Raw genomic sequence first — 25607 nt, forward strand, 5'->3', positions numbered from 1 at the left:
ACGAATAGGGTGGTGTGGTGAACCCATCGACGGCACAGGCCCGCGTCGTCGTCGACGAACTGATTCGCGGCGGTGTCCGCGACGTCGTGCTTTGCCCTGGGTCGCGCAACGCGCCCCTGGCGTTCGCGTTGTCCGACGCGGACCGTGCCGGGCGGATCCGGCTGCACGTCCGCATCGACGAGCGCACCGCCGGTTATCTGGCGATCGGGCTCGCGGTGGCCGAACGTGCCCCCGTCTGTATCGCGATGACCTCGGGTACCGCGGTGGCCAATCTCGGCCCCGCGGTGGTGGAGGCCAATTACGCCCGGGTGCCGCTGATCGTGCTGAGCGCCAACCGGCCCTACGAACTGCTGGGCACCGGCGCCAACCAGACGTTCGAGCAAATGGGCTATTTCGGGACCCAGGTGCGGGCCAACATCAGCCTCGGGCTGGCCGAAGAAGCACCCGAACGGATGGACGCCCTGAACGGGCAGTGGCGCTCGGCGACCTGCCGGGTGCTGGTCGCCGCCACCGGGTCGCGGACCGCCAATGCGGGCCCGGTGCAGTTCGACATCCCGTTGCGGGAACCGTTGGTACCCAACACCGAAGACAAGTCATTTCCGCCCGGTCGGCCCGACGGCAGACCGTGGACCTACACCCCGCCGGTGACGTTCGACCAACCACTGGACATCGACATCACTCCCGACACCGTGGTGATTGCCGGGCACGGGGCGGGCGTGCATCCCAACCTGGCCGAGTTGCCGACGGTTGCCGAGCCGACCGCACCGCCTGCCGCCAACCCGCTGCACCCGTTGGCGCTGCGGCTGGTGCATCCACAGCAGGTCATCATGCTGGGCCGGCCGACGCTGCATCGCCCCGTGTCGGCCTTGCTTGCCGATCCGTCGGTGCCCGTCTACGCGCTCACCACGGGCCCGCGCTGGCCTGATGTCTCCGGGAATTCGCAGGCGACCGGCACCCGGGCCGTGACCACCGGCACCCCGAGCCCGGCCTGGCTGCGCCGCTGTGCCGAGGTGAACGGGCACGCCGTGGCCGCCGTACGCGACCAGCTCAAGGCGCACCCGCTGACCACCGGCCTGCATGTTGCGGCGGCGGTCGCCGACGCCATGCGGCCAGGTGATCAGCTGGTGCTGGGGGCATCCAACCCGGTCCGTGACGCAGCGCTGGTCGGGCTGAATCCGCAGGACGTCAAGGTGCGGTCCAACCGCGGCGTGGCCGGTATCGACGGGACGGTGTCCACGGCCATCGGGGCGGCCCTGGCGCACGAGGGCAGGACCATCGCATTGATCGGTGATCTGACGTTCGTGCACGACAGCTCCGGGTTGCTGATCGGGCCGACGGAGCCGACGCCGCGCAGCCTCACGATCGTGGTGTCCAACGACAACGGCGGTGGCATCTTCGAGCTGCTGGAACAGGGCGATCCCCGCTTCTCCGATGTGTCGTCACGGGTCTTCGGCACCCCGCACGATGTGGATGTCGGCGCGTTGTGCCGGGCCTACCACGTCGAGAGCCGGCAGATCGAGGTCGACGAGCTCGGCGCCGCGTTGGACGAGCCCTTCGTCGGTATGCGGGTGCTGGAGGTGAAGGCCGACCGGTCGTCGCTGCGTGCCCTGCACGCGTCGATCAAGGCGGCCCTGTGAAGGTGCCGGAGGTCGTGGATCGGCTGAAGACCTGGATCCAGCCCGTGCTGCCGCATCTCTACGGTGGGCCCGGCGAGACCCGCGCTCAACGCATCATCCGGCGCGTGCGGATCGGGATCGTGATCGCTGCCTGTCTGGTGACGCTGCAGTCGGCGCTGTTGGTGCTGGGTGCGTGGCGCAACGATCAGCAGATCGAGCGCAGCATGGGGGTGGCCGCCGCCGAGGTGCTCAGCGCGGGGCCGCGGCGTTCGACGGTCGAGTTCGTGACGCCGGATCGGGTGACCTACCGCCCGGAGCTCGGGGTGTTGTACCCGTCTGAGCTCGACGCCGGTATGCGCATCTACGTCGAGTACGACAAGAACAACCCCGATCTGGTGCGGGTGCGGGACCGTAACGCGTCGCTGGCGATCATCCCGGCCGGATCGATCGCGGTGGTGGGCTGGCTGATCGCCGGTGCGGCCCTGGTGGGCTTGGCGGTGCTGCAGCGACGGCTCAACCCTTGACCGTCGACATCAGCTTGGACAACCAGTTGTCGTCGTAGATGTCGAGTACTTCGCCGTTGATCAGGTCGTAGACCGTAGGGGTGGAGATACTGGTCTGGACGTCGTAGAGAAACCCGACGTTCTGGTCGGCCATCGCCTGCACGTCGACGCTCTCCTCGCCTGCGGCGATCTTCGCCACCTGCTCGGACCCCACACCGCTTTCGCGTGCCATCTCGGCCATTTCGTCGTCGCTCGGCCCGGACCCGTTCGGATTCTGGTGACCCCACAGGTCCTCGACGAATGCCTGGAACGCCAGCCCGTCGGTGCCCGGGCCCGCCGCCAGGAACATGGCGTTGCTGACCCTTGCCGAATAGTCGGTGTCACGGTCGAGGAAGGTCATCGGCCGGTAGGTCACGGCGAGCTGGCCCAAGGCGATATAGCTGGAGATCTCCTCGCCGAAGTCTTGTTGCAACTGGGCGCAGTGCGGGCACTGCGGTTCGGTGAACACCTCGATCCGGGCGCCGGCGTCCGGATAGCCGATGAGAATGCCGGAACCGTCCTTGGAGATATCGCTGGCCGGCTTCCTCGGATCGGGCAGCGCGCTGCCGTCGATCACCTTGCTGCAACCGGCGGTGAGTGCCAGCACAGCCAGCAGCGCAGCGAGAACGCGCGAGAACCGCATGTCGGCCACCCTAGTCCGGTCCGATGACAGCGGTTGCGGGCATCAGGTATTTGCGTGTCGTATCCCCGGAGGCAACCTGTGCGACAGCTGTCGGGGAGACCATCGTGACGTGCGCGTTGCAATCGTCGCAGAGTCGTTCCTCCCGAATGTCAACGGCGTCACCAATTCGGTGCTTCGGGTGATCGAGCATCTCCGCCGCACCGGTCACGAGGTTCTCGTGATCGCTCCGGACACGCCGCGTCGGCAGCCGCCGGCCGAGCGGGTCTACGAAGGCGTGCGCGTACATCGCGTGCCGTCCCGGATGTTCCCCAAGGTCACCTCACTGCCGCTGGGCGTTCCCCGTCCGCGGATGGTCGGGGTGCTGCGCGGGTTCGCCCCCGATGTCGTGCATCTGGCGTCGCCGGCGTTGCTGGGCTACGGCGGGCTGCACGCTGCCCGCCACCTCGGCGTGCCGACGGTGGCTGTGTTCCAGACCGACGTGGCCGGCTTCGCCCAGAGTTATGGCATCGGGATGGCGTCGCGGGCAGCCTGGGCGTGGACGCGGCATCTGCACAGTCGTGCCGACCGCACGCTGGCGCCCTCCACGTCGGCAATGGAAAACCTTGCCGCCCATCGGGTTCCGCGGGTATTCAAGTGGGCCCGCGGCGTGGACATCACTGGCTTCGCGCCGTCGGCGCGCGATCAGCAGTTGCGCGCCTTGTGGTCGCCCGAGGGCAAGCCGATCGTCGGGTTCGTCGGCAGGTTGGCGCCGGAGAAGCATGTGGAGCGGCTGGCCGCGCTCGCCGACCGTGACGATCTGCAGCTGGTCGTGGTCGGCGCAGGCATCGACCGGGACAAACTCGAATCAGTGCTGCCGACAGCAGTTTTCACCGGCGAGTTGCACGGCGAAGCGCTTGCCGCCGCCTACGCCAGCATGGACGTGTTCGTCCATCCCGGAGAGCATGAGACGTTCTGCCAGGCGGTGCAGGAGGCGATGGCGTCCGGGTTGCCGGTGATCGCTCCGGATGCCGGCGGACCGCGGGATCTGGTGTCGCCGTACCGCACCGGGTTGCTTCTGCCGGTGGACGAATTCGAGACCGCACTGCCTGCGGCGGTCGAGCATCTGATCGCCGAGCGGTCGCGGTACTCGACGGCAGCCCGTCGCAGTGTGCTGGGCCGAACCTGGCCGGCGATCTGCGATGAGCTGATCGGTCACTACGAGGCGGTCCAGGGCCGGCGCCGCCTGCGTGCCGCCTAACTTTCCTCGCGCGCAAGAAACGGGATCAGGCCGCCGGCCAGAACATGCTGGATCTGCCGTGGCGAAAGCCTGTGCCGTACCGGGAAAGAACTGTCCTTCGTGGTGTTGGTGACCGTGATCTGCGCGCCGTCTTCCAGGGCCTTACGTAACCCGGTGAGGGTCAGCACGTCATCCTGCGCCACCGAGTCGTAGTCGGCGGCATCGTCGAATTCCAGTGCCAGCACACCGAAGTTGGCCAGGTTCTGCCAATGGATGCGGGCGAACGATTTGGCGATCACCACCAGCAGGCCGAGGTGGCGGGGTGCGATGGCGGCGTGCTCACGCGATGAGCCCTGACCGTAGTTCTCCCCGCCGACGATGATGTGCCCCGGAACAGCTTGCGCCCGCTCAGGATACGACTCGTCGATCTGGGTGAAGCTGAACATCGCCAGCTTCGGGATGTTCGAGCGGAACGGTAGAGCCCGCGCGCCGGCCGGGGAGATCTCGTCCGTCGAGACGTTGTCGCCCACCTTGAGCAGCACCGGCGCCTCGATGTCATCGGGCAGCGGGGTCAGGTCGGGCAGGGCGGAGATGTTGGGGCCCTTGATAACGTCTACTTCACGGGCCTGCTCGGGTGGGGGCGGCTCGACCAGCATGGCGGTGTTGACGCTGTGGCGTGCCGGCAGATTCAGCGTCGGGTAATCGATGCCCGCGTCGCGCGCCCATTGCCGTGGATCGGTGATGACGCCGGTGATCGCCGATGCCGCAGCGGTTTCCGGCGAACACAACCACACCGAATCTTCCCTGGTGCCCGAGCGCCCCGGAAAGTTGCGCGGCATCGTGCGCAATGAGTTGCGGCCCGTCGCCGGAGCCTGGCCCATGCCGATACATCCCATACAGCCGGCCTGGTGGATGCGTGCGCCGTTGATGACCAGCTCGGTCGTGGCCCCCATTTTGGTGAGGTCGGTCAGGATTTCGCGAGATGTCGGATTCACGTCGAAGCTGACCTCGGGCGAGGTCTGACGGCTCCGCACCATGGCCGCCGCGATCGCGAAGTCCCGCAGTCCCGGATTGGCGCTCGAGCCGATAACCACTTGTGCGACGGGCTCACCGACGACCTCCGACACCGGCACCACGTTGCCAGGTGACGACGGCTTGGCGATCAACGGCTCGATCTGCGACAGGTCGATCACCTCGTCGATGTCGTAGCCGGCGCCGTCGTCGGCGACGAGTTCGATCCAGTCGTCGCCGCGGTCCTCGGCGGTCAGGAACTCGCGCACTTCCTCGTCGCTGGGGAACACCGTGGTGGTGGCCCCGAGTTCGGCGCCCATGTTCGCGATGACATGGCGGTCCATCGCCGAAAGACCGGCCAGGCCGGGCCCGTAGTACTCCATGATCCGGTTCACCCCGCCCTTCACGTCGTGGCGGCGCAGCATCTCCAGGATCACGTCTTTCGCCGAACACCACTGCGGCAGTGAACCTTCGAGGCGAATACCCCATACCTCGGGCATCCGCAGGTGCAGCGGTTCACCCGCAATGGCCAGTGCCACTTCCAAACCCCCGACGCCGATCGCAAGCATGCCGAGCGATCCGGCGGCCGGCGTGTGTGAATCGGAGCCAACCATCGTCTTTCCCGGCACACCGAACCGCTGCATGTGCGTCGGATGCGAAACACCGTTGCCGGGCTTGGAGAACCAGAGACCGAAGTGCTGTGCGGCGGTGCGCAGGTACTCGTGATCCTCGGCGTTCTTCTCGTCGGTCTGCAGCAGGTTGTGGTCGACGTACTGCACGCTCACGTCGGTGCGGGCCCGGTCCAGGCCCAGCGCCTCCAGTTCCTGCATGACCAGTGTGCCGGTGGCGTCCTGCGTGAGCGTCTGGTCGATGTGAATGGCGATCTCTTCGCCGGGCGTCATCGACCCGGAGACCAGATGCGAACCGATCAACTTCTGTGTGACGCTCTCGGGCATCTACCCAGGTTTCCCCTGAGGCACCTTGGTGAAACCGCCTCAGGAGCGGATGAACTCCAGCAGATCGGCGTTGATGGTCTCGGCCTGCGTGGTCGGCATGCCGTGTGGGAAGCCGGCGTAGGTCTTCAGCGTCGCGTTCGGCAGCAGCTTCGCCGAAAGGGGACCGGAATTGGCGTACGGGACGATCTGGTCGTCGTCGCCGTGCATGACCAGCGACGGCAGCGTGATCTTCTTGAGGTCCTCGGTGAAGTCCGTCTGGGAGAACGCGACAATGCCGTCGTAGTGGGCCTTGGCGCCGCCCATCATGCCCTGCCGCCACCAGTTTTCGATGATGGCCTCGTCCGGTTCCGCGCGGTCGCGGTTGAAGCCGTAGAAGGGACCCGACGGCAGCGCCCGGTAGAACACGGACCGGTTGGCCGCCAGTTGGGCCTGCAGATCGTCGAACACCGATTTGGGCAGGCCACCGGGGTTGGCGTCGGTCTGAACCATCAACGGCGGAACCGAGCTGATCAGCACCGCCTTGGCCGCGCGGTCCTGACCGTGCCGGGCCAGGTAGCGCACCAGTTCGCCGCCGCCGGTGGAATGCCCGACGTGGATCGCGTCGTGCAGATCGAGGTGCTCGATCACTGCCGCGAGGTCGTCGGCGTAGTGGTCCATGTCGTGGCCGTCGGCCACCTGCGCCGAGCGGCCGTGGCCGCGCCGGTCATGTGCGACGACGCGGTAGCCGTGGTGCAGGAAGAACAGCATCTGGGTGTCCCAGTCGTCAGCTGACAGTGGCCAGCCGTGGCTGAACACGATCGGCTGGCCCGAGCCCCAGTCCTTGTAGAAGATTTCGACGTTGTCGGAGGTGGTGATGACGGGCATGGTGCTTAACGTATCCCGAATCAGCCCTGGGCTTCGATCGAAACGGGTTGCCATTCCTCCCAGGTCGCCAGCCGGCTCTCGTAGTCGGCCTTGGCCAGTTGCAGCGGCACTTCACCGAAGAACACCCGCAGCGGCGGCTTGTCCGCGTCGACGATCTTGAGCACAGCTGCCGCCGACGCCTGCGGGTCTCCCGCTTTCGCGTTGCGCTGCCTACGCGCTCGTTGTGCAGCTTCGCGGGCCTCGTCGTAGTCCGGCAGCGGCGTTGCGTGCCTGGCCGACGATCCGGCCCAGTCGGTGTCGAACCCGCCCGGCTCGATCAGCGTCACGTGAATGCCGAACGGTGCCACCTCCTGCGCGAGTGATTGCGAGAAACCCTCCAGTGCCCACTTGGACGCGTGGTACATGCCCACGAGCGGGAAGGCGGTGATGCCGCCGATCGACGACACCTGAATGATGTGCCCGCTGCGCTGGGCGCGCAGGAACGGCATTGCGGCCTGGGTGACCCACAGGGCGCCGAACAGGTTGGTTTCGATCTGATCGCGGGCGTCGGCTTCGGACAGTTCTTCGATGAAGCCGAACTGGCCGTAGCCGGCGTTGTTCACGACGATGTCGAGGTGCCCGAAGTGGTCATGGGCCTGCTGGACAGCGGCGAAGTCCGCCTCCCGGTCGTTGACATCCAGGCGCAGCGGCAGCAGCGCGTCGCCGTACTTCTCGGCCAAGTCGGTCAGCGTCGCGGTGTCGCGGGCGGTGGCGGCGACCTTGTCGCCCCGGTCAAGGGCCGCGATCGCCCATTCCCGGCCGAAGCCGCGTGACGCACCAGTGACGAACCAGACTTTTGCACTCATGTCGGGCTACAGCGAGCCAGCGGCCGTCCCCATTCCCGGATTACGGAAATTGACAGGTAGCGTCGGCGTCGTGAGTCGAGCAAGCCTGGAGAAGAACCCCCGCGAAGTCGCGTCGATGTTCGACGCCGTCGCCCGGCGCTACGACCTCACCAACACCGTGCTGTCGCTCGGGCAGGACCGGTTCTGGCGCCGCGAGACCAAGTCGGCACTGGGCGTCGGGCCGGGGGACAAGGTGCTGGACTTGGCGGCAGGCACCGCGGTGTCGACGGTCGAACTCGCGACCTCGGGGGCGTGGTGCGTGGCCGCGGACTTCTCGGTGGGCATGCTCGCTGCCGGCGCTTCGCGGCAGGTGCCCAAGGTCGCAGGCGACGCCACGCGGCTGCCGTTCGCCGACGGCGTGTTCGACGCGGTCACCATCAGCTTCGGGCTGCGCAACGTCGTCGACCATGTCGCCGGGCTGCGCGAGATGGCCCGGGTGACCCGGCCCGGCGGGCGGCTGGTGGTGTGCGAATTCTCCACCCCGACCAACCGGCTGTTCTCGACGTTGTACAAGGAGTACCTGATGCAGGCGCTGCCGCGGATGGCCAGCGCGGTGTCGAGCAATCCGGACGCCTATGTCTATCTGGCCGAGTCCATCCGCGCCTGGCCGGTCCAGCCCGAGTTGGCCGCGCAGATCGGTGCGGCCGGCTGGTCTTCGGTGCGGTGGCGCAACCTGAGTGGGGGCATCGTCGCGCTCCATGCCGCGACGAAGCCTGCCTGAGTAGGCGGGGTCCCCTCGCACCTTGCCGCGCGAGCGTGCGTGTCTGCTGCCCGCCACTCCGTGTCGGGACAGCAGGACGCGCACGCTCGTCGCCGCCGACTGTTCGGCGACGCTGTAGATCTCCTCGACGACTGGATGGACGTCTGTACGCAACAGCACGACGCGTTGCGCATCTGAGCGCTCGCTCGCGGCGTCAATTGGGGTACACGACTACCTCAGCCACTCGCGGGCTCCCGCTTTAGCGTTTGGTGACTGCGCAAAAGTGCGCCGCATCTGTGGAGGGAAGAACACGGTGGCTGGAATCATTACGCCGGTATCGCTTGAGCCGGAAGAGATCATGAGCATTCCGGTGGCAGCCAGCGGGGCCGTATGCCGGGTGGTGTCCGGATATGCCAACTTTCACGACAAGGACAACCACAATGTCCACGGCGCTCCGATCGGGCTCGATCCGCTACCGGGAGAAGATGTCCTGCAAGAACTGCCGCTTATCGGCGACACCTATCCCAACGATGACGACAAGAAATGGTCGCCATATGAGGTTCATATGGTTGTAGGTCCGACCTGGCGCAGCGTGCGGGATGTGTCACCAATTGTCGGCGTGGCGGGATTCTCGTTCAAGGACAGTGACGCGGCGGATGCGTCTGGTACTGAAATCCTGAGATGCACGTGGGACACGGTCGGGCTTACCGGCGACCAAAGTGAAATGGAACGTATCCGCCTCAAGGTCAACCTCCGGCTATGCGGCGGAAACGATTACGCAATCATCAAGCTCGGTTACCACCTGGTCGCCGTGGGCAGGTAGCACGAGCGTGCGCAATTGCATGGCATATGGCGGCGTGGCGGGCAACAGACACGCACGCTCGCGGTGCAAGGGGTACAGGTCAGATCAGGATCAGATCAGCGGCTTCTTGCGGCGGATCCGGTGGCGCAGGTCTTTCATCAGCACCGCATAGTTGCCGTTGCGCAATGCCTTTGGAATGAACCGGTTGACGAACGACACGAACAGGAACAGGTGCTCGAAGCGCCTACGGTCGGTTTCCGTCCATTCGAACTCCATCACGTCGCGGAACACCGGCGCGAGGAAGCCGACCGTCAGGAACCGCAGCAGCGGCGCCAGCATCATCCGCATCGGCCAGTTGATCATCTTCAGATTGACCAACACCATCAAGTAATCCTTGATGAACGGGGTCATCTGGACACGTTCACAGGCGATGTTCCAGTAGGCGTCGAAATCCGCACGGGTGGCCGGCCACTGCTCCTCAATTACCTGGAGTGTGGTGCCGATCGTCATGGCGCTCTGGTAGAAGGTCTCGGCCTGCTCGTCGGTCATCTTGCCGTACAGCAGCTGATGGGTGTCCTCATAGAAGATGAACAGGCATGCGGCAACCCACAATTGGAGTTCGCGGTTGAATGCGTTGTAGCGCACCGGGCTGTCCTCGGTGGACTGGACCTGCCGATGGGCGGTGTTGACGGCCTCACGGTAGGCGGCGCGTTCCTCATCGGTGCCGAGGATCGCGACGGCCAGGTACTGCGCGGTGGTGCGCAACCGCTTCCACGGGTGGTGCGCGAGACTTCCTGACGTGACGCGGCTTTCGGCGACGCCATAGCCGACCTCGGGCCAGCTCATCTGCATGATGACGTTGGCGGCCGCTCCGGCGGCCGACCAGAAGTCCAGTGCGTCGGTCAGATCGACGTGCTTCTTGCGGACCCAGCGTGGCACCTGCTGGGTGATGGTGATCCGGGTTTCAGCGGTGGTCAACCGCGGTGGCGCATCGAGGTCGACGTAAGTCATTGGCATGGCGGTCCTTTCACACAGTCTGAACGTCGTTGACGATCCAGCGATCACCACTGCGCAGCAGAGTGACCACCATCCGGTACTTCTGTTCGCTGCCCTCGGGTGCAGTGACATTGGTGACGTGCTGGTCGACGAAGGCGACGACGGTGACGGTGTCACCGTCGATCCGGTCGACCACCTGTAGTCGTGCGAGGTGGCCACGGCCTCGGCCCGCAGTGCCTCCGTCTGGCGATGGCGGTACTCGCTCACCGACAGCATCACCAGCGCCGCCAGAGCGGCGACGGTCACCAGGCCGACGAGCGCGGTGACAAGCCGGCGTGGTGTTCGGCGATGTGGCGAATCGTCCACCGGATCTGGGTCTTCGGATTCCGGCCGTTCCAAGGTGAGCACCGCTTCACCGCGCTCATCGTCGTCATCGGGATTCACTGGGGGCCGCCTTTCAGGATGCTGCGCCACTTGTAGGCGAGTTGCGCGAGGGTGGGAATCTTCACCGGGTCCTCGACCACTTCCGGTCCAACCGGGTGTCCAGGGGTCTGCGAGTTCTGCAGACCGAGATCGTCGGGTCGGGGCGCGTTGATCGCGCCGCGCATGAGCATGTCGGGCGCGGGCGGGCAGTACATCACCAGGTTGGGTTCGCGTGCGCTCACATCGCCAATGGCGCGTCGGTCCACGTCGTAGTTGCATACCGGTCCCTGGGTGGCGATCAATGAGAAGTCGGCGCGGGTCTGTCCGGTGGCGTCCTGCTTGACGATCGACGTCAGATCAGCCAGACCCTGCGGGATAGCCGACAGCCCGGCCTGCAGGGATTGGCTGCGATTCCCGATGATCGGGGTGACGGTGGCCAGGTTGGCCAGCGTGGCGCCGAACGTGCCCTGGTAGGTGTCGAAGACGCGCTGCAGTGAATTCAGCGCTGCCGGCGAGCGATCCGTCAGGTAAAGGAACACGGGCCCGCTGCCGTCGAGTTGGGTGGCCAACCGCGCGCCGGCGCCCATACCGCGCACGAACGGGTCGCCCACAGCGGCCATGGTGGTGACGAGTTCGGCGGTGCCGTCGATCAGTAGTTGCAGTTGTCCGGCCTGATCGCGGATCTGCCTGGAGATGTCCGCGCCGTTGTCGATGAGGGTGGCCATGCTGGGCCCCAGACCTTCGAACGCGTTGGACAGTTCGGAGCCGACCTGTTGGACAGCTTGCGTGTCAACGCCTTTCACCAGCTGCGCGGCCTCGCCCATGATGCGGTCCATCTGCACCGGCTGGCGGTCAGCGGGCGCAGCGATCCGGTCTCCGGAGGTCAAATAGGGCCCGGAGTCGGTCTGAGGCAAGATGTCGACGCTCTGGATCCCGGCGGCGGTGCCCATGCCGACGGTGAGGATGCTGTCGCGCGGTATCCGGGTGCCCGGGTCGATGGCCAGCCGCACCATCGCCGTGCCGTCGGGATCCAGCCACACGTCGTCGACCGTGCCCACCTGCACACCCCGCACGGTGACGCTGGTTCCCGGGGTCAGGCCGAACGCGTCGGCCATCGTCGCGGTCAACGTCATCGGTGTCCGGAAGCCTTGCGGCCCGGCCACATACCGGATCCCGAACGGCACTACGACAGCCGCGATCACGGCGAAGATCACCAGCTGGACCAGAACCAGGCGTTTCACTTGAGGCCTCCGGACAGGAATCCGTCGAGTGCGACCTCGCCGGTGATCGGTGTGCCGTTGACGATCAGCCCGCCCGTCAGCAGCTTGTCGATGGTGCCCGGAATGTCCAGGGCCCCATCGAACATCAGGTAGTCACCTTTCACCGACTGGCCGAACCGCTCCATGAACGTGTTCATGGTGGTCAGCGTCGCGCCGAGCCGATCGTTGAACGTTCCCAGCATGCTGACGACCGTCTCGGCATCGTTCACCATGGCGTCGATGTCCGCCGACGACAGCACGTTGTTCGCGGTGGCGGCCAGCGCAGTGGTCGAGGCGAACAGCGTCTGCAGTTCGGCGCGCTGCGCGTCGAGCATCGCCACCACCTTCGGCACCGCATCGAGGTAGCCGGTGACGGATTGCTGTTCGCGGCCGAACTGATCGGTGATGTTGGCGGCCAGGGTGATCGCCTGGTCGAATTCGCCCTGGTACTGCGCGGCTTTGGCCGTCAGCAGCGACATCGAGTCGATCAGGCCGCGGACCTTGTCGGCCCGCCCGCCGAACGCCTTGTCCAGTTCGGCGACGATGGTGGCGAGTTGGTCGACGCCGCTGCGACTGAGCAGGGCGCCGAATGTGGCCAGCGCGCTTTCGATCTGCGGTCCCAGTTCGGTCTGGCTGGGCGGTATCACGTCTCCGTCGCGCAGCGCGCGCTGCGGCGCAGGCTGTTGAGCGCTGAGCCGCACGAACGGATTGCCCAGTGCGGAAGGGAGTTCCACACTGGCCACGGTATCGGCGCCCAACCCACTGGCGTCGCGAAGGCTCAGGTGCACCGATGCCCCGGACGCGGCCAGCGTCATCCCGCTGACCCTGCCAACAACCTTCTGGCCGTTGCGGACGTCGGCGCCGATGGTGATCCCGTCGGCGGTGGGCAGTACCACCGTGACGGCCATGGTGTCCCCGGGTGCGGTGCGACCGACGGGAAGATCCTGGATCCCGATATCGCTCCACGCCCACACCGACGCGGCGGCGATCGCAACCGCACCGAGGGACGCGGCGGCGCTCAAAGTTGGTTTACGCACGGCTACCTCGGGTACTTCGGATTCGGAAGCGGGGTGTTGCCGGTCACGGCTGTCACGATGCCCAGCGGGTCGGATCGGCTGATCGGGTAAGAGATCGGATTGGTGATGCCGGCTCCGACGCACATCGGCAGCATGTGCCGGTCGCAGAAGTTCTGTGCCGCAGCGAATTGCGTCAGCACCGTGGACACGTTGAGCCGGATCCGGCCGCGCCGGTCGGGGCCGATCGTGTTGGACAGGTTCTGCATCATCAGCGGCACCAGGTCCATGAACTCGGCCAGCTGCGGCTGTCTGGCGCTCAGGACATCGCCGACGGCGTTGAGGTTGGCGGCGATGGTGCCGAGGTGGTCGCCGTGGTCGGCGACGAATGTGTCCACTTGTTCGAGAACGACTTTGAGATCGGCCATCGGCTGGGTGATGTCGACGTTGGCGTCGGCCCAACTGCCGCCGACCTGACCGAGCTCGGAGACCACCTGATTCAGCGATACCTGGCGTTGATTGAATGCCGCCATCAGCGTCGTCAGGTTGTCGACCACCGCGCCGATGTCCTCGGCGCGCGCCCCGAGCACCCCGGTGGCCGAGCTGAGATTGCGAATCGCCTCGTTGAACTGCTTTCCTTGGTCGCGCCACTGGTCTGCGCCGTGGGACAGCACCTGGCCGATATCACCCTGCCCGGGCCCGATAGCCGAGGTCAATGTGCTGATGCTGCCCAGCATGCTGTCGAAGGTGACGGGGGCATGGCTGTGTTCGACGCCGATGATGTGGCCGTCGCGCATGGTGGGACCGGATCCGCTGTAGGCGGGCCCCAGTTCGACGCTTCGGTCGCTGATGAGTGCCGGGCTCAACACATAGGCGTCGACCTCGGCGGGCAGCGCCACATCGGCGGGAAGTGTCATGGTGACGCGCACGGTGGTGCCCTGTGGACTGACGTCGGTGACACGGCCGACCGGCACGCCCAGCACCGTCACCTTGCTGCCGGGGTAGATGCCGTTGATGTAGCCGAAGTCGGCGTGCACCGTCTGGGGCCGATTGGTGCGCCCGAACACGTACCAGCCCGCCGCGCCGGTGCACAGCGCGACGATCAATCCGATCGCGATGTGGCGCCTCATCGACACTCCCGCTGAATGTTCAAGAAACACAACAGGTTGTCCGGCATCACCAGCGACGGCGAGTTGACGTCGGCCCAGGTGCCATTGCCGGTCGCGTTGGTGACGGCGCGAATTGCGGGGGGCATCTGCAGCAGGGTCTGGTCGATCTTGTCGGCGTTGGCTTTCAACGTGCCGGTGACGGCGGTCAGGCTGGTGATCAGGGCGCTGAAGTCCTCCTGCTTGGCGGAGTAGACGGAGGCGAGCTGATGCACAACCGCACTGAGGTTGTTGACGATGTCGGTCAGCGCCTGCCGGCGCGCGGCCAACGACGCGACGATGTACTGGGCGTTTGCCGCTGTGTCTGCCAGCGAGTCGGTCTGCTTGACCAACATCTCCGACAACGAGCGCGAGATCCGCAGCATCTCGTCGACCTTCTCGCCGTTGTCAGCGAATGCCGCACTGGCAGCGCTGATTCCGGCCAGCGTCCTGCCCAGGTCTTCGTTGTCTCCCGGCATGGATTCGGTGAGGGTGCTCATCATCTCGGCCAGCGGTTGTTGCTCGACGCCTGCGGCGGAGTCCGCCGCCTTGCGACCGACGTCGTCCAGACTGTAGGGCACCGTGGTGCGGGCCAATGGGATGACATTGGATTCCTGACCATTGCGGGTGCCGGCGGGCATCACGTCGAGGAACCGCTTGCCCAGTACTGTCCGTAACCGCACCGTCACGGTGGTTCGGTTACCCAGCGGCTGCGCCTTGTCCAGCCGGAACCCGACCCGAACATGGTTGCCGGCCAATGTGACTCGCTCGACACGTCCGGCGGGCACGCCTGCGACATAGACCGGGTCGCCGCCGGTGAGCCCGCTCGCGTTGGCCATCTCGGCGACGTAGGAATCGGTGCGAACGTGGTAGACGAGGCGGGGTACGCCGATTGAGATAAGCATGATCGCGACGAGGGTGATGGTGCCGATCACCCCGAGCGCCAATGGAATCGACGGGTTGTGCCTGCGTTGATCTTTGACGAAGAGGAAGATCACCGCCCCGACGAACAGGTCGATAAGTTTGACGAGAAACATCTACAGGCACACCTCGGAATGTCGACTGCCGAAGATGTTGGCTTCGTGACCGGCGACCTTGAGAGTGAAGTTGCAAAGGTACAGGCTCACGAATCCGCCGTAGCTGGAGGCCCGGTTGATCGCATCGCCGAACTGCGGCAGACGGCCGACCAGTTGGGCGAACTCGTCACTGTTCGGCTCCCAGGTCTGCAGCATCGACTTCAGATTGGTGATGGTGTCTCCGTAGGATCCGGTAGACCGGTTGACGGTGTTGGACAGGGTGGCCAGCACCGCATTGCCTTCGTCGATGAGCAGCCCGAGTTGTCCGTCTCCGGCGAGCACCGCCGCGCTGAGCCGGTTGAGCCCACCGAGCATCTCCTCCATCTGAGGCTGTCGGGTGTGGACCGTCTGCATCAGCGTCGACATGTTGTCGATGAGGCGAGTGAAGACCTCGGAGTTGTTGCTCAAAGAGCCTGTCATGGCCGCGATCTGGGTGAGCAGCGTCGTCAATGTCTGCGACTGCCCGCTGAACGTCTCGACGAAGCCGCGCGTCAGGGTATTGACCTGCTCTGGCGCCAGCGCATCGAACAATGGTTTGAACCCGTTGAGCAGAGCGGTCAGATCGACCGCCGGGGAAGTCTGCGCCAACGGGATGACGCTCCCAGCGGCCAGGTGGGCCGGTGGGTCGTCGGTCGAGACGGCCATGATGCCGCCGCCGGGATCGGACAGCGCCACATAGCGAGCGCCCAGCATGTCGCCGTACCGCACTGCCGCCCGGACGTCGGTGGTCAACGTGTAGTCGGCTTCCACCTCGATACCGACGTCGGCCCGGCTGGTGCCGTCAGGCATGGGTGCGAACCTGATCGAGTCGACGCGGCCGATCCGAATGCCGTTCATGGTCACCGGGTTTCCGACATTGAGCCCTTCGACGCTGGCGAACTCGGCCAGGTAGGTGACGGTACTGCCGCGCACCGGTACCGACAGCGTGTTCGCGACCAGCACCGCGCTGGCCACCCCGGCAGTGCAGAACGCGCCCAGCTTGAGCCACGCCCAATTTCGGCTCATGACAGCCGCACCTCCGTGCCGCGAACCAGCGGTCCGAGCATCACGACGGTCGCGATGTTCGGCGCCGTCGTCGGCCCACTTCGCGGAGGCGCCAACTCGTCCTGCAACACCGCGAGTGCATGCGCTTCTTTCGCAGGGTCGACGGTCGCCGATGCGGGCGCGGCACCGGTCGGGATCGGTGCGGCCTCGGGAAGTCCCGGACCCGGCGGCAGCGACGAATGCGTGGGCAGGTGCGGTGCAGGCGGCGTGAACGGCGTCAGCGGCAAGTCAGCGGCAGGGCGCGCCAGCACATCTGCGGGTTGCCCGGGAACCAGGCTGGACGGGGCGGATTCAGCGCACCGGGCCCCGGAAGTCGTGCCATAGACCGGGCAGTCCGCCAGGGAGTACGGCATCGGCCCCGCGAAGGTCGCGACAGCGGTGATGTTGAACTTGCCCGTCGCGAAGACCTTCGCGCCCGCCTCACCGAATGCCTGGGCACCGGCCAGCGTATCCACCAGACCGAGTGGCTGCGCGGCAGTGGTCGCCAAGATCTTGCCCGCCGCGTCGACGACGGTGATCAAGTGTTCGCGGTGGTCAGACAGGAACGAGGTGAGCACCGAGGAGAACCGGGCGAAACCGGCCATGGCTGAGGCGAATCGCCGGTGATCGTCGACCATGCGGTTGGACACCGAGGTCGCCGCCGACAGCGTCGTGATGATGTCCGGGGTGGCGGAGTTCAGCGCGGCCATGACGTCGCGGAACTGTGGTGTGGTGTCCAGGAACCGCAGCAGCGACGGGGTCAGGGTCTCGGTGACCGCGCTCAAATTGTCTATGGTCGAACCGATTTCGCTGCCCCGGCCGTTCAGTGACTGGCTGATCGCGGTGAGTGCCACCTGCATGCGTTCGGGTTTGATCTGCGAGAACAGTTCGACGATCTTGGTGAAGACGTCGTAGAGGGCCATCGCACCCGGGCTGTTGTCGATGGAGACCGTGTCACCGCCTTCCAGCCCCACGGTCGACCGCTCACCTTCGGAGTCGACCAGTTGCAGGTATATGTCGCCGAAGAAGGTGCGGGGCACGATTCGGGCCATCACCGACGACGGAATGACCGGCAGCACATCCGGTTCGATGGCCAGGCGTACCCGCGACGTCTCGGTGCCCGATTCGATGTCGGCGATGCGACCGACGTTGACGCCGTGGTACCGCACCGGCGACTGGCTGGTGATCAACCCGGCCGATACCGGCACACCGACGAACACGTCGGTGGTGCGGTCGAGAGTGCCCGACGCGCGGGCAACCAGCACCGCGGCGACGGCCACAGCCACCGCTACTGCGGTAATGCCCCGTGCGGCCAGTCGCTTTCGGCTCGGCGGACCTGATCTTCTCTTACGCAGTGGGTGTCTCATCACATGCCCATCCCCGGGATCTCGGGAACCAGACCCCACAGCGCGAATGTGAGGAGGACATCAAGGATTCCGACTGCCAGGATCGCGGTGCGTAATGCACGCCCGGCAGCTTGGCCCACGCCGGCCGGGCCGCCGGACGCGAAATAGCCGTAGGTGCAGTGCACCAACGCCACCACGATCGCGAACACGATCGCCTTGATGCCCGAGTAGAGCAGATCGCTCGGGTCGAGTGCGAGGTGGAAGAAATAGTCGTAGGTGCCGGGGGAGGCGCCGTTGAAGAACACCACCACGGTGCGGGTGGACAGGTAGCTCGCGAGCAGGCCGATCATGTAGATCGGGATGACGCAGACCACTGACGCCAGGACCCGCGTGCCGACCAGATACGGCACCGACCGCAGCGCCATCGCGTCGAGCGCGTCGATCTCGTCGGAGATCCGCATCGCGCCGATCTGCGCGGTGAATCCCGTTCCGACCTTGGCCGCCAATGCGATGGCCACCACCACCGGTGCAAGCTCGCGGGTATTCGCGATCGCGGCCAGCATGCCCGACAGCGTGTTCATGCCGACCAGGTCCAGGCCGCGCTGGGTCTCGACGCCGAGCATCATCGCCGCGGCCAGCGACATGGCGAACACGATGCCGATGGTGCCGCCACCCGACAGCAGCGAACTGCTGCCGAAGGTGACCTCGCCGATCTGGCTCAACGTGTGTCTGCGGTAGCGCACCAACGCATACGGCAGTGACGCCAGCACCTTGACGTAGAAGCTGACGTGCTGGCCGATCACGGCTAGTGCGTCGTAGCCCGCAACGGCGGGTCGGGAAACCTGTTGCAGCGCAGCACTGGTGGTGATACTGGTCATCGGTAACTGCCCACGGCGGGAACGACCACGGTGTAGAGCGCCGACATCGTGGTGTTGAGGATGAACACCAGGGCGAAGGCCAGCACGACGGCCTCGTTCACCGAGTTGGCCACTCCCGCGGGCCCGCCCTTGGTATGCAGGCCTTTGAACGTCGCCACGAGCGTTGCGGTCAAGCCGAATACGGCCGACTTGATCAGTGCCATCACGAAATCCGACACCTGGCCGTACTGGCTGAAGGTCGCCAGGAATGTTCCGGCGGGCAGATGCTGCACGCTGATGTGGTAGAGGTAGCAGGCCATCACACCGCCGAACGTCACGATCGAGCACAGTGCCACCGCGACAATGACGGCCGCGACCAGGCGGGGTGCCACGAGCCGTTCGATCACGTCGAGTCCCATGACCTCCATCGCGTCGATCTCCTCGCGGATGGTGCGGGAGCCGAGGTCGGTGCAGATCGCGGAGCCGGCGACACCGGCCATCATCAGCGCGCACACCAATGCCGCGGCCTGACCGACGACGATGAAAGCCACTACGGCACCGGAGTATCCGCCCGCTCCGATGCGGCCGGCCAGTTCGCCGACCGAGACCGCGATGAACACGCCGATGGGCATCATCAGCAGCAGGGCCGGCCCGGTGCACACCCGTCCGATGAAAAGTGTCTGTGCGACAACCTCATCCAGCACCAGGCGTCTGCGCACCATCGCGGTGACGACGCTCACGATGGCCTGTACCGAGAAGCCGAGGACGTAGCCGCCCTGCACCAGAACATCGCGCACCGGCCCTTTGGCCGCCGGCAGTTCGTACGTCATCGCATCCTTTCGCCCGGGCCGCGTTGTGTGGAGCATGTCACATCTCGTGATGCCACCGCAAGGATTATGTGAATGGCTATTCTGTGTCTAAACTCGGTGCGGGTCGGGTCCCGGATAGCTGCTGCGCGGCGTTAATAGCGCTTGAGAACAGGGATGATCTGATATGGCGTCGAGGCGAGTGTGGCCGGATAAGCTAGTAAGGATTTCGCTTGTGGGGCTGCGTTGACCCGGACTCGGCGGCCCAAGGATCGCAAGGAGCAGATCGCCCGGGCCGCGGCGGACGCTTTCAGCTCGTCGGGCTATCACGGCGTCAGCATGGGGCTGATCGCGGCGCGGGTCGGAATATCCGCGGCCGCCCTCTACCGCCACGCGCCGAGCAAGTACCACCTGTTCCGAACCGCCGTGCTGGCCCTCGGCCAACAGTTGGTCGACGCCACCGCATTCGCCGACGAGCAGCCGGCCGACACCGATCCCGACGCGCTGCGCGACGCACTGGTCGCTGCGCTGATCGACACTGCCCTCTCTAATCGCCACTGCGGCGGCCTGTATCGGTGGGAGGGCCGCTACCTGAATCGTGAAGACCAGTCGGCGCTCATGGATCAGATGAAGGTGGTGAATCGTCGGCTGCACCTTCCGTTGGGTCGCCTGCGCCCGGAGTTGACCTCACGAGAACGGTGGACGGTGTCTTCTGCGGCGCTGAGCGTGGTCGGTAGCGTCGCCGATCACCGTGCCCTGTTGTCGGTCGGTGAGATACGCGGGTTGCTGTCGGATTTGGCGACGACGGTGCTGGCGGCGCCTTTGCCGGCGCAGGTGGACGCGCCCGGGGTATTCCCGGTTCTCGTACCGGCGGCCGGTGTGGGCAAATACGAAGCACTGCTGCATGAGTCGATGGTGCTGTTCAACGAACGTGGCTACCGGGAGACGAGTATGGAGGACATCGCGGCGGCGGTCGGGATGCCGACATCGGGGATCTACCGCTACTTTCCGGGCAAGGCCGACATACTGGCCGCGATCTTCCGCCGCGCTGCCGACCGGGTTTCCAGCGATCTGTCCAGTGTTGTCGGCTCGTATCCGGATGCGCAGGTCGCGCTGATCGAGCTCGTCGCCGCATATGTGGCTCGATCGTTCGACAAGCCGGAACTCGGCTACCTGTACTACACCGAATGGGCGAACCTCCCGGCATCCGATCAGGCGACGCTGCGGGCGATCCAGCGTGCGACGGTGGAGTCGTGGGCAGAACTGGTGGTCGCGGTGCGCCCGCAGTACACGGTCGCGCATGCGCGCTTCGCGGTGCACGCGGCGCTGGCGCTTGTCGTCGATCTCGGCCGGCTCGTCGCGTACGACAACACCGAGCACTCCCGGGCGAGCGTGTGCCGGATGATGGAGGTGACGTTGTTCGGTCGACTTCCGGCGCGGTCATCCGTCGCAACACGCCGCTAGGGCAGCGCAAATGCCGAGCTCGAAGCAGAATAGCCGTTAACTTATACCTCGACGGGGTTCCGCAACGTAGGCGGGGTGGCGATGTCGGGTCGGGTAGAGCAGCAGCGTTTCTCGCGTCGGTCATTTCTGGCCGGCACAGCTACAGCGGGGGTGGCCGCGGCAGCGCTGAGCGCGCCGAGCACGGCCCGAGCGGCACCCGGCCGAACCGTCGCAGTGTTCGGCGCCGGGGTGGCCGGTCTCACCGCGGCCCACGAGCTGGCTGAACGTGGCTTCCAGGTCACCGTGTTCGAGCGAAAAGCCTTGGGCGGCAAAGCGCGTTCGATCGCAGTGCCGAACTCCGGTGCCAATCCGCTGCCGGCCGAGCACGGTTTCCGGTTCTTTCCCGGGTTCTACCGCAATGTCACCGACACCATGCGGCGCATCCCGTTTCGAGGCAACACGTTCGGGGTGTGGCAGAACCTCACCCGTGCCACCTCGTACCTGCACTCGGGGTTGAACCGGGCCGATCTGACCATCCCGCTGCCGTTCCCGTTACCGACGCTGCCGAATCCGATCACTCCCAAGGCCTTCACCGAATCGGTCGCCAGCGTGTTCCAGACGCTGTTCCGACTGCCTCCGCAAGAGGCCGTCTACGCCGCGCAGAAGCTCGCGGTCTACGTGACCAGTTGCGACGAGCGCAAACTCGGCCAGTGGGACAACATGACGTGGGAGAAGTTCATCGGCGCGGACAAGAGGTCCGCCGAGTACAACCGCTATCTCGCCGACGGCATCATCCGCAATCTGGCCGCATCGAAATCCAAAGACGCCAGCGCTCATTCGATCGGCTTGGTCGGTGAGGCGTCGGTGTGGTCGATCCTGCTGTTGGGCAACGATATCGACAACAAGGGCTTCGACCGCGTGCTCAACGGTCCGACCAGTTTGCAATGGCTCGATCCGTGGGTCGCGCATTTGCAACGGCTCGGCGTGACGTTCCGGGTCGGGCAGGCATTGGCCGGGTTCACGCCCAACGGCCGTCATATCGCGTCGGCGACCGTGGTGGACGGCAGCGGCGTGGCGCAACCGGTGGTCGCCGACTGGTATGTCTCCGCGGTGCCGTGCGAGAAGCTGGCCGCGGTGCTCACGCCCGACGTCATCGCCGCCGATCCCAAGCTTGCCAACGTGGCCGCGCTGCGCACCGAGTGGATGAACGGCCTGATGTTCTACCTGCGCGAGCGCGTCGACGTCACCAAGGGCCACGTCAACTACGTCGACTCCGGGTGGGGCCTGACTTCGATCAGCGAGGAGCAGTTCTGGAAGCGCAGCCTTACGACCTACGGCGACGGAAGCGTCAAAGACTGTCTGTCGGCGATCATTTCGGACTGGACCACCCCGGGCAACTTCAACCGGCGCAGTGCCAGGGACTGTAGACCGGCCGATATCGCCGCCGAGGCGTGGGCGCAGATCAAGGCGCACCTCAACGACACGGGCACGGTGCTTACCGACGCCATGTTGCATTCATGGTTTCTCGACCCGTCGATCATCGACTCGGGCACCCCCAATGTCCGCAACGACGAGCCGCTGTTCATCCAGGATCCGGGTTCGTGGGCGCGCCGCCCGGAGGCGGTCACCGGGATCGACAACCTGTTCCTCGCCGGGGAATGGATCAAGACCGACCAGAACGTGACGACGATGGAGGGTGCCAACGAAGGCGGTCGCTACGCCGCGAACGGGGTGTTGCAGGCCTCCGGGTACCGCGGGCCGAAGGTGAGAATCGTGGGGCTGTTCCAGGCGCCGTGGTGGGGTCCCTTCAAGGCGGCCGACAAGGCCCGGTACCGCAAGAAGCTGCCCAACGCTTTGGACATCGTGGATTCCTTCTGGCCGACGTGATGTCCCTACGATGGCCGGGTGAGCGGATCAGTACCTGTGTTGGCCATCGCGGGATATCTCGGAGCCGGGAAGACGACGCTGCTCAACCATCTGCTGCGCAACAGCCGCGGCGTGCGGATCGGCGCCCTGGTCAACGACTTCGGCGCAGTCAATATCGACGCCATGCTGGTCGCAGGCCAGGTGGACGCGATGGCCGCGCTGTCCAACGGCTGCATCTGCTGTGCGGTCGACGCCGACGAGGCCGGTGAGATGCTCGGCAAGCTCGCGGCGGTCAAGCCGCGGCTGGACCTCATCGTGGTGGAGGCCAGCGGCCTGGCCGAGCCTGCGGCGCTGGCCCGCACCATCGCCATGGCCGGCGACAAGCGCTACCACTATGCGGGCCTGGTGCTCGTGGTCGACGCTGTCGAATCAGCCCGCGCCAATCTGGGGCACAGCGTGCGTGCGGCCGATCTCGTCGTGCTCAACAAAGTCGACCGGGTCAGTGCCGCCGAACTCGAGGGCGTGCGGGCCAAGGTGGCGGCAGTCAATCCGCGGGTTCCGGTGCTGCACACCGAGTTCGGCCGGCTAGACCCCGCCCTGCTGATCGACCCGGTCGACCAGCCGCCGCGGGCCGGTCAGCTCAGCCTCGACGAAATGCTGTGGGACGACCACGAACACGACGAGCATGAGCATGCAGCCTTTGAGAGCGTCGAGTTCTGTAGCGACACACCGCTGGATCCGCGGCGGCTGATGGGCTTCCTGCAGAGCCGGCCGGCCGGGCTTTACCGGGCGAAGGGGTTCGTCGACTTCGGCGCGGCAGGCTCGGGGCGCAGGTTCGTCATGCAGCTGGTGGGCAGTTCGTTGCGGTTCGAGCGGCAGCAGTGGGGCAGTGGCGAGCCGCGCCGCACCTCGCTGGTGCTGATCGGGACGGACATGTGCGTCGACGACGTCCATGCCGAACTTGCGGCCTGCGTCAGCGAGAAAGCCGACGATCAGGCGATCCTTGGTGTGCTGCGCTACGTCGTGTGATCGCGGCCGCGGAATCGGCTGTGCAGCGTTTGCTTTGACACGCCCAGCACCCGCCCGATCTGAGCCCACGAGAGCCCGGAGGACAGGGACATTTCAGCGCAGAGTAAAAGCGTGGATTATGTCCAACGTTTGTCGAAGCCGGCCCTACGCTCGTCGAGCTGCGCCTGGCGCTCCTCGGGCGTCACGAACTCCACGCCTTCCATGTCTGCGAGCTCCTCGTGCGAGACCACCTGTTGACTGACGATGCGGGGCGCCTCCGCCCCTTCGCCGCCGAGGTTCTGGAAGCGAATCGACACCAAGCCCTGATTCAGGCCGCCCGTCGAAACCCAGTTCGCGGCACCGGGATCGGTCGGTGAGATCACCACGGTGTAGGTGCCGTCCGCGTTCATCGTCATCTGTTCGTTGTTCAGGCTGGTCGGCTGGTCCCAATAGTTGCCGGTGATGGTCCAGTCGTTATAGGTCGGAACGATGAAGTAGCCCGCGTCACCGGGATCGATTGTGAGCACCAGGGCTTGATCGTCTTCGAGTTGGAACTGGCCGTTGCTCTGTTTCTGATTGGCCAGGAACTCCGCGTTGCTGGCCGGCTCACTCACCACGTTGGGCTCGCCGGCCGTTGCCAATTCCATGTACTTGGCCTGCTCGTTGACACCGCGAACCACGAGGATCAACGCGGTGAAGGTGCCTCGCACGATCGGGGGCATGTATGGCACGGGTGGAATGACCGACACCAGCGAAACCAACACCGGGCTCTGGTTCACGGCCGATCCGAGGAAGGTGAACCCACCCAACTGGGCGAACAGGCTGTTCGGTGGGCCGCCGACACGCTCGATCTCCAGGCTCATCGGCGCCTCTTCGTTCCAGTCGCCCAACGTGTTTCGGGTTGCCAGAATGGTGGAGCCGGGGGTGAGCTGCAGGTGGTTGCCCTCACCCGGTTCGGCGCTCACGGTGATTTCGAAGGTGCCGTCGTCGTTGATCTCGAAATCGTCGTCCACGGTCAGAAGGCTCGACGTCGTACCTGCCGTGCCTTCCAGCACGCTGAAGCTGGTGTCGGCCGGCATGTCGTCTCGGAAGTCGCCGTCGCCGTCGGCGTCGTGGAACTGGCCCCGAATCACATACTCCGACGACCCGCTGACACCCGTGAAGCGGTAGATGGTGTCGGGGTTGTCGTAGAGGATGCGGGTTCCGCCGACGGATTGCCCGTACCAGGTGTGGGGCGGGGCGACCTGTGTCACGAATGCCGGTGTCAAGGGGTTGAGCAGTTGCTGCTGATACGCTGCGGCCAAAGCGAACTCGTCAATGGCGTTGTCCAACGCGGCCAGGTTGTCGGCATCCGGACCACCGGGGAACTGTTGGTAGGCGGCGGCCAGGAAGCCGAGCTTGAGCACACCCTTCATGATCCGAACCGGCAGCGTCTTCACGGTCTCGGCGGCCAGCTTCTCGGCGGCGAGTTGCTCAGGGGTTGCCAGGGGATTGTCCGCGGTCGCGACCGTCGTGGCGTCCGTTGTGGCCGACACGGTCTGAGCCTGCACCGTCGCCTCAGCCTGCACGGTGCGGGCGGGGGAGTCCGCATGTCCGATTTCGCGGCGGGCCGCCGCCGCCATCACCCACGCTGCCGGCGACGGCGCAGGCTCGTCCTGACGGCGATCGGCATGTGTCGCACGGCTAACTGCGGAAAGAACTTTCGACACCGGTCCCGACGGCTCGGTTTCTTGCTTTTCGGTCTCGCTTTCGGGTGCGGCCTTCCGCGGCCTCTTGCGGTCAGTCGGCTTTGGCTTTTCGTCGTCGGAGTTCTCGCGGTCAGCCGAATCAGCCTGTGCAGTTTGGGATCGACGCTTCGCTTCCCGTCGCTTTTGCTTGGCGGACTTTTCCGCAGACTTCTCCGCCGACTTCGCCGTTGGCCCGGCCGAGGTTCCGGAAGACGACGACGATTGGCCGGTGGACTGTCCATCGTCGGCGGAAGCGACACCCGGGCTGGTGGCTAGTGCCACCCCGATTCCGAGAGCCACGGCCAACCCCCCGACTCGGCCGATGAATTGACTACCGCGGCGACACCGATTCGGGCTCACGGATTGACACGTTAGAGCGCCCGGA

General features: G+C 65.8%; 24 protein-coding genes. 9 read left to right on the forward strand and 15 right to left on the reverse strand.

All coding sequences use genetic code 11. The features are described 5' to 3' along the window. The first annotated feature begins 17 nt into the window (after positions 1 to 17). Together menD and ABQF30_RS00850 are read left to right on the forward strand one after the other, a co-directional pair. Positions 18 to 1637: a 2-succinyl-5-enolpyruvyl-6-hydroxy-3-cyclohexene-1-carboxylic-acid synthase gene (gene menD / locus ABQF30_RS00845; protein ID WP_448460235.1), complete on the forward strand. Its 1620-nt coding sequence runs from the start codon at positions 18 to 20 to the stop codon at positions 1635 to 1637. Beyond that, the gene (locus ABQF30_RS00850) at positions 1634 to 2140 is read left to right on the forward strand and encodes a DUF3592 domain-containing protein (protein ID WP_448460237.1); all 507 of its coding nucleotides are present in this window, start codon (positions 1634 to 1636) and stop codon (positions 2138 to 2140) included. Before menD ends, ABQF30_RS00850 begins: the two co-directional genes overlap by 4 nt. Here the strand turns inward: ABQF30_RS00850 and ABQF30_RS00855 are convergent. Next, the gene (locus ABQF30_RS00855; RefSeq protein ID WP_448460238.1) at positions 2130 to 2801 is read right to left on the reverse strand and encodes a DsbA family protein; all 672 of its coding nucleotides are present in this window, start codon (positions 2799 to 2801) and stop codon (positions 2130 to 2132) included. The two genes, ABQF30_RS00850 and ABQF30_RS00855, sit on opposite strands and share 11 nt — an antisense overlap. A 109-nt stretch (positions 2802 to 2910) precedes the next feature. Here ABQF30_RS00855 and ABQF30_RS00860 point away from each other — a divergent pair, with 109 nt between their 5' ends. Then, positions 2911 to 4038, forward strand: coding sequence for a glycosyltransferase family 4 protein (locus ABQF30_RS00860; RefSeq protein ID WP_448460240.1), 1128 nt, complete (start codon positions 2911 to 2913; stop codon positions 4036 to 4038). On the opposite strand, the gene ABQF30_RS00865 is transcribed toward ABQF30_RS00860, so the two are convergent. From ABQF30_RS00865 to ABQF30_RS00875, 3 genes are read right to left on the reverse strand one after another with little or no spacing between them, the layout of a single operon-like run. After that, positions 4035 to 5984, reverse strand: a complete 1950-nt coding sequence (locus ABQF30_RS00865) for an aconitate hydratase (RefSeq protein WP_448460242.1) — start codon at positions 5982 to 5984, stop codon at positions 4035 to 4037. The two genes, ABQF30_RS00860 and ABQF30_RS00865, sit on opposite strands and share 4 nt — an antisense overlap. A gap of 39 nt (positions 5985 to 6023) precedes the next feature. Continuing rightward, positions 6024 to 6848, reverse strand: coding sequence for an alpha/beta fold hydrolase (locus tag ABQF30_RS00870; RefSeq protein WP_448460244.1), 825 nt, complete (start codon positions 6846 to 6848; stop codon positions 6024 to 6026). Positions 6849 to 6868: 20 nt separating this feature from the next. Beyond that, complete coding sequence (locus tag ABQF30_RS00875; RefSeq protein ID WP_448460246.1) at positions 6869 to 7693, reverse strand: SDR family oxidoreductase; 825 nt, start codon at positions 7691 to 7693, stop codon at positions 6869 to 6871. Between the two features lie 70 nt (positions 7694 to 7763). On the opposite strand from ABQF30_RS00875, the gene ABQF30_RS00880 reads away from it, so the two are divergent. Both ABQF30_RS00880 and ABQF30_RS00885 read left to right on the forward strand, forming a co-directional pair. Further along, on the forward strand, positions 7764 to 8453 hold the full coding sequence (locus ABQF30_RS00880) for a demethylmenaquinone methyltransferase (RefSeq protein WP_448460248.1): 690 nt from the start codon (positions 7764 to 7766) through the stop codon (positions 8451 to 8453). 292 nt (positions 8454 to 8745) lie between these two features. Then, positions 8746 to 9255 (forward strand): hypothetical protein, encoded by a 510-nt coding sequence (locus ABQF30_RS00885; protein WP_448460250.1) that lies wholly within the window; start codon positions 8746 to 8748, stop codon positions 9253 to 9255. Between the two features lie 90 nt (positions 9256 to 9345). Here the strand turns inward: ABQF30_RS00885 and ABQF30_RS00890 are convergent, their stop codons facing one another. Beyond that, positions 9346 to 10251, reverse strand: a complete 906-nt coding sequence (locus ABQF30_RS00890; RefSeq protein ID WP_448460252.1) for an oxygenase MpaB family protein — start codon at positions 10249 to 10251, stop codon at positions 9346 to 9348. A gap of 10 nt (positions 10252 to 10261) precedes the next feature. Continuing rightward, on the reverse strand, positions 10262 to 10426 hold the full coding sequence (locus ABQF30_RS00895; RefSeq protein WP_448460254.1) for a hypothetical protein: 165 nt from the start codon (positions 10424 to 10426) through the stop codon (positions 10262 to 10264). Positions 10427 to 10479: 53 nt separating this feature from the next. Here ABQF30_RS00895 and ABQF30_RS00900 point away from each other — a divergent pair, with 53 nt between their 5' ends. Continuing rightward, a complete protein-coding gene (locus ABQF30_RS00900) occupies positions 10480 to 10710 on the forward strand; it encodes a hypothetical protein (protein ID WP_448460256.1) in 231 nt (76 codons plus the stop codon). On the opposite strand, the gene ABQF30_RS00905 is transcribed toward ABQF30_RS00900, so the two are convergent. The 8 genes from ABQF30_RS00905 to ABQF30_RS00940 all read right to left on the reverse strand — a co-directional run bounded on the left by ABQF30_RS00905 (position 10671) and on the right by ABQF30_RS00940 (position 19202). Further along, positions 10671 to 11894 (reverse strand): MlaD family protein, encoded by a 1224-nt coding sequence (locus ABQF30_RS00905; protein ID WP_448460257.1) that lies wholly within the window; start codon positions 11892 to 11894, stop codon positions 10671 to 10673. The two genes, ABQF30_RS00900 and ABQF30_RS00905, sit on opposite strands and share 40 nt — an antisense overlap. Beyond that, a complete protein-coding gene (locus ABQF30_RS00910; protein WP_448460259.1) occupies positions 11891 to 12949 on the reverse strand; it encodes an MCE family protein in 1059 nt (352 codons plus the stop codon). Before ABQF30_RS00910 ends, ABQF30_RS00905 begins: the two co-directional genes overlap by 4 nt. A gap of 2 nt (positions 12950 to 12951) precedes the next feature. Further along, positions 12952 to 14055 carry an MCE family protein gene (locus ABQF30_RS00915; RefSeq protein WP_448460261.1) on the reverse strand — a complete coding sequence of 368 codons (1104 nt, stop codon included), beginning with the start codon at positions 14053 to 14055 and terminating at the stop codon, positions 12952 to 12954. After that, positions 14052 to 15107: an MCE family protein gene (locus ABQF30_RS00920; protein WP_448460263.1), complete on the reverse strand. Its 1056-nt coding sequence runs from the start codon at positions 15105 to 15107 to the stop codon at positions 14052 to 14054. Before ABQF30_RS00920 ends, ABQF30_RS00915 begins: the two co-directional genes overlap by 4 nt. Then, positions 15108 to 16151, reverse strand: a complete 1044-nt coding sequence (locus ABQF30_RS00925) for an MlaD family protein (protein WP_448460265.1) — start codon at positions 16149 to 16151, stop codon at positions 15108 to 15110. Then, positions 16148 to 17455, reverse strand: a complete 1308-nt coding sequence (locus tag ABQF30_RS00930) for an MCE family protein (protein ID WP_448460267.1) — start codon at positions 17453 to 17455, stop codon at positions 16148 to 16150. The genes ABQF30_RS00925 and ABQF30_RS00930 overlap by 4 nt, the downstream gene beginning before the upstream one ends. Positions 17456 to 17535: 80 nt before the next feature. After that, complete coding sequence (locus ABQF30_RS00935) at positions 17536 to 18393, reverse strand: MlaE family ABC transporter permease (RefSeq protein ID WP_448460269.1); 858 nt, start codon at positions 18391 to 18393, stop codon at positions 17536 to 17538. Then, positions 18390 to 19202 (reverse strand): MlaE family ABC transporter permease, encoded by an 813-nt coding sequence (locus ABQF30_RS00940; protein WP_448460270.1) that lies wholly within the window; start codon positions 19200 to 19202, stop codon positions 18390 to 18392. Before ABQF30_RS00940 ends, ABQF30_RS00935 begins: the two co-directional genes overlap by 4 nt. Before the next feature lie 222 nt (positions 19203 to 19424). On the opposite strand from ABQF30_RS00940, the gene ABQF30_RS00945 reads away from it, so the two are divergent. The 3 genes from ABQF30_RS00945 (at position 19425) to ABQF30_RS00955 (ending at position 23516) form a co-directional block, all read left to right on the forward strand. Continuing rightward, entirely contained in the window at positions 19425 to 20642 is a 1218-nt protein-coding gene (locus ABQF30_RS00945) for a TetR/AcrR family transcriptional regulator (protein WP_448460272.1), read from the forward strand. 81 nt (positions 20643 to 20723) lie between these two features. Further along, entirely contained in the window at positions 20724 to 22508 is a 1785-nt protein-coding gene (locus ABQF30_RS00950; protein ID WP_448460273.1) for a hydroxysqualene dehydroxylase, read from the forward strand. A gap of 18 nt (positions 22509 to 22526) precedes the next feature. Continuing rightward, a complete protein-coding gene (locus ABQF30_RS00955) occupies positions 22527 to 23516 on the forward strand; it encodes a CobW family GTP-binding protein (protein WP_448460275.1) in 990 nt (329 codons plus the stop codon). Positions 23517 to 23632: 116 nt separating this feature from the next. Here ABQF30_RS00955 and ABQF30_RS00960 read toward each other — a convergent pair whose 3' ends face one another. Next, the gene (locus ABQF30_RS00960) at positions 23633 to 25522 is read right to left on the reverse strand and encodes a DUF1214 domain-containing protein (protein ID WP_448460277.1); all 1890 of its coding nucleotides are present in this window, start codon (positions 25520 to 25522) and stop codon (positions 23633 to 23635) included. Positions 25523 to 25607 lie beyond the last annotated feature (85 nt).

The organism is Mycolicibacterium sp. XJ870 (assembly GCF_053483975.1).

What these genes read in the sequence shown, in the direction of transcription:
- ABQF30_RS00870 (WP_448460244.1), bottom strand. Translation starts at nt 6,848, where the DNA reads ATGCCCGTCATCACCACCTCCGACAACGTCGAAATCTTCTACAAGGAC.
- ABQF30_RS00920 (WP_448460263.1), bottom strand. Translation starts at nt 15,107, where the DNA reads ATGTTTCTCGTCAAACTTATCGACCTGTTCGTCGGGGCGGTGATCTTC.
- ABQF30_RS00940 (WP_448460270.1), bottom strand. Translation starts at nt 19,202, where the DNA reads ATGACGTACGAACTGCCGGCGGCCAAAGGGCCGGTGCGCGATGTTCTG.
- ABQF30_RS00900 (WP_448460256.1), top strand. Translation starts at nt 10,480, where the DNA reads ATGGCGGTACTCGCTCACCGACAGCATCACCAGCGCCGCCAGAGCGGC.
- ABQF30_RS00915 (WP_448460261.1), bottom strand. Translation starts at nt 14,055, where the DNA reads ATGAGGCGCCACATCGCGATCGGATTGATCGTCGCGCTGTGCACCGGC.
- ABQF30_RS00950 (WP_448460273.1), top strand. Translation starts at nt 20,724, where the DNA reads ATGTCGGGTCGGGTAGAGCAGCAGCGTTTCTCGCGTCGGTCATTTCTG.
- ABQF30_RS00935 (WP_448460269.1), bottom strand. Translation starts at nt 18,393, where the DNA reads ATGACCAGTATCACCACCAGTGCTGCGCTGCAACAGGTTTCCCGACCC.
- ABQF30_RS00875 (WP_448460246.1), bottom strand. Translation starts at nt 7,693, where the DNA reads ATGAGTGCAAAAGTCTGGTTCGTCACTGGTGCGTCACGCGGCTTCGGC.
- ABQF30_RS00925 (WP_448460265.1), bottom strand. Translation starts at nt 16,151, where the DNA reads ATGAGCCGAAATTGGGCGTGGCTCAAGCTGGGCGCGTTCTGCACTGCC.
- ABQF30_RS00890 (WP_448460252.1), bottom strand. Translation starts at nt 10,251, where the DNA reads ATGCCAATGACTTACGTCGACCTCGATGCGCCACCGCGGTTGACCACC.
- ABQF30_RS00865 (WP_448460242.1), bottom strand. Translation starts at nt 5,984, where the DNA reads ATGCCCGAGAGCGTCACACAGAAGTTGATCGGTTCGCATCTGGTCTCC.
- ABQF30_RS00855 (WP_448460238.1), bottom strand. Translation starts at nt 2,801, where the DNA reads ATGCGGTTCTCGCGCGTTCTCGCTGCGCTGCTGGCTGTGCTGGCACTC.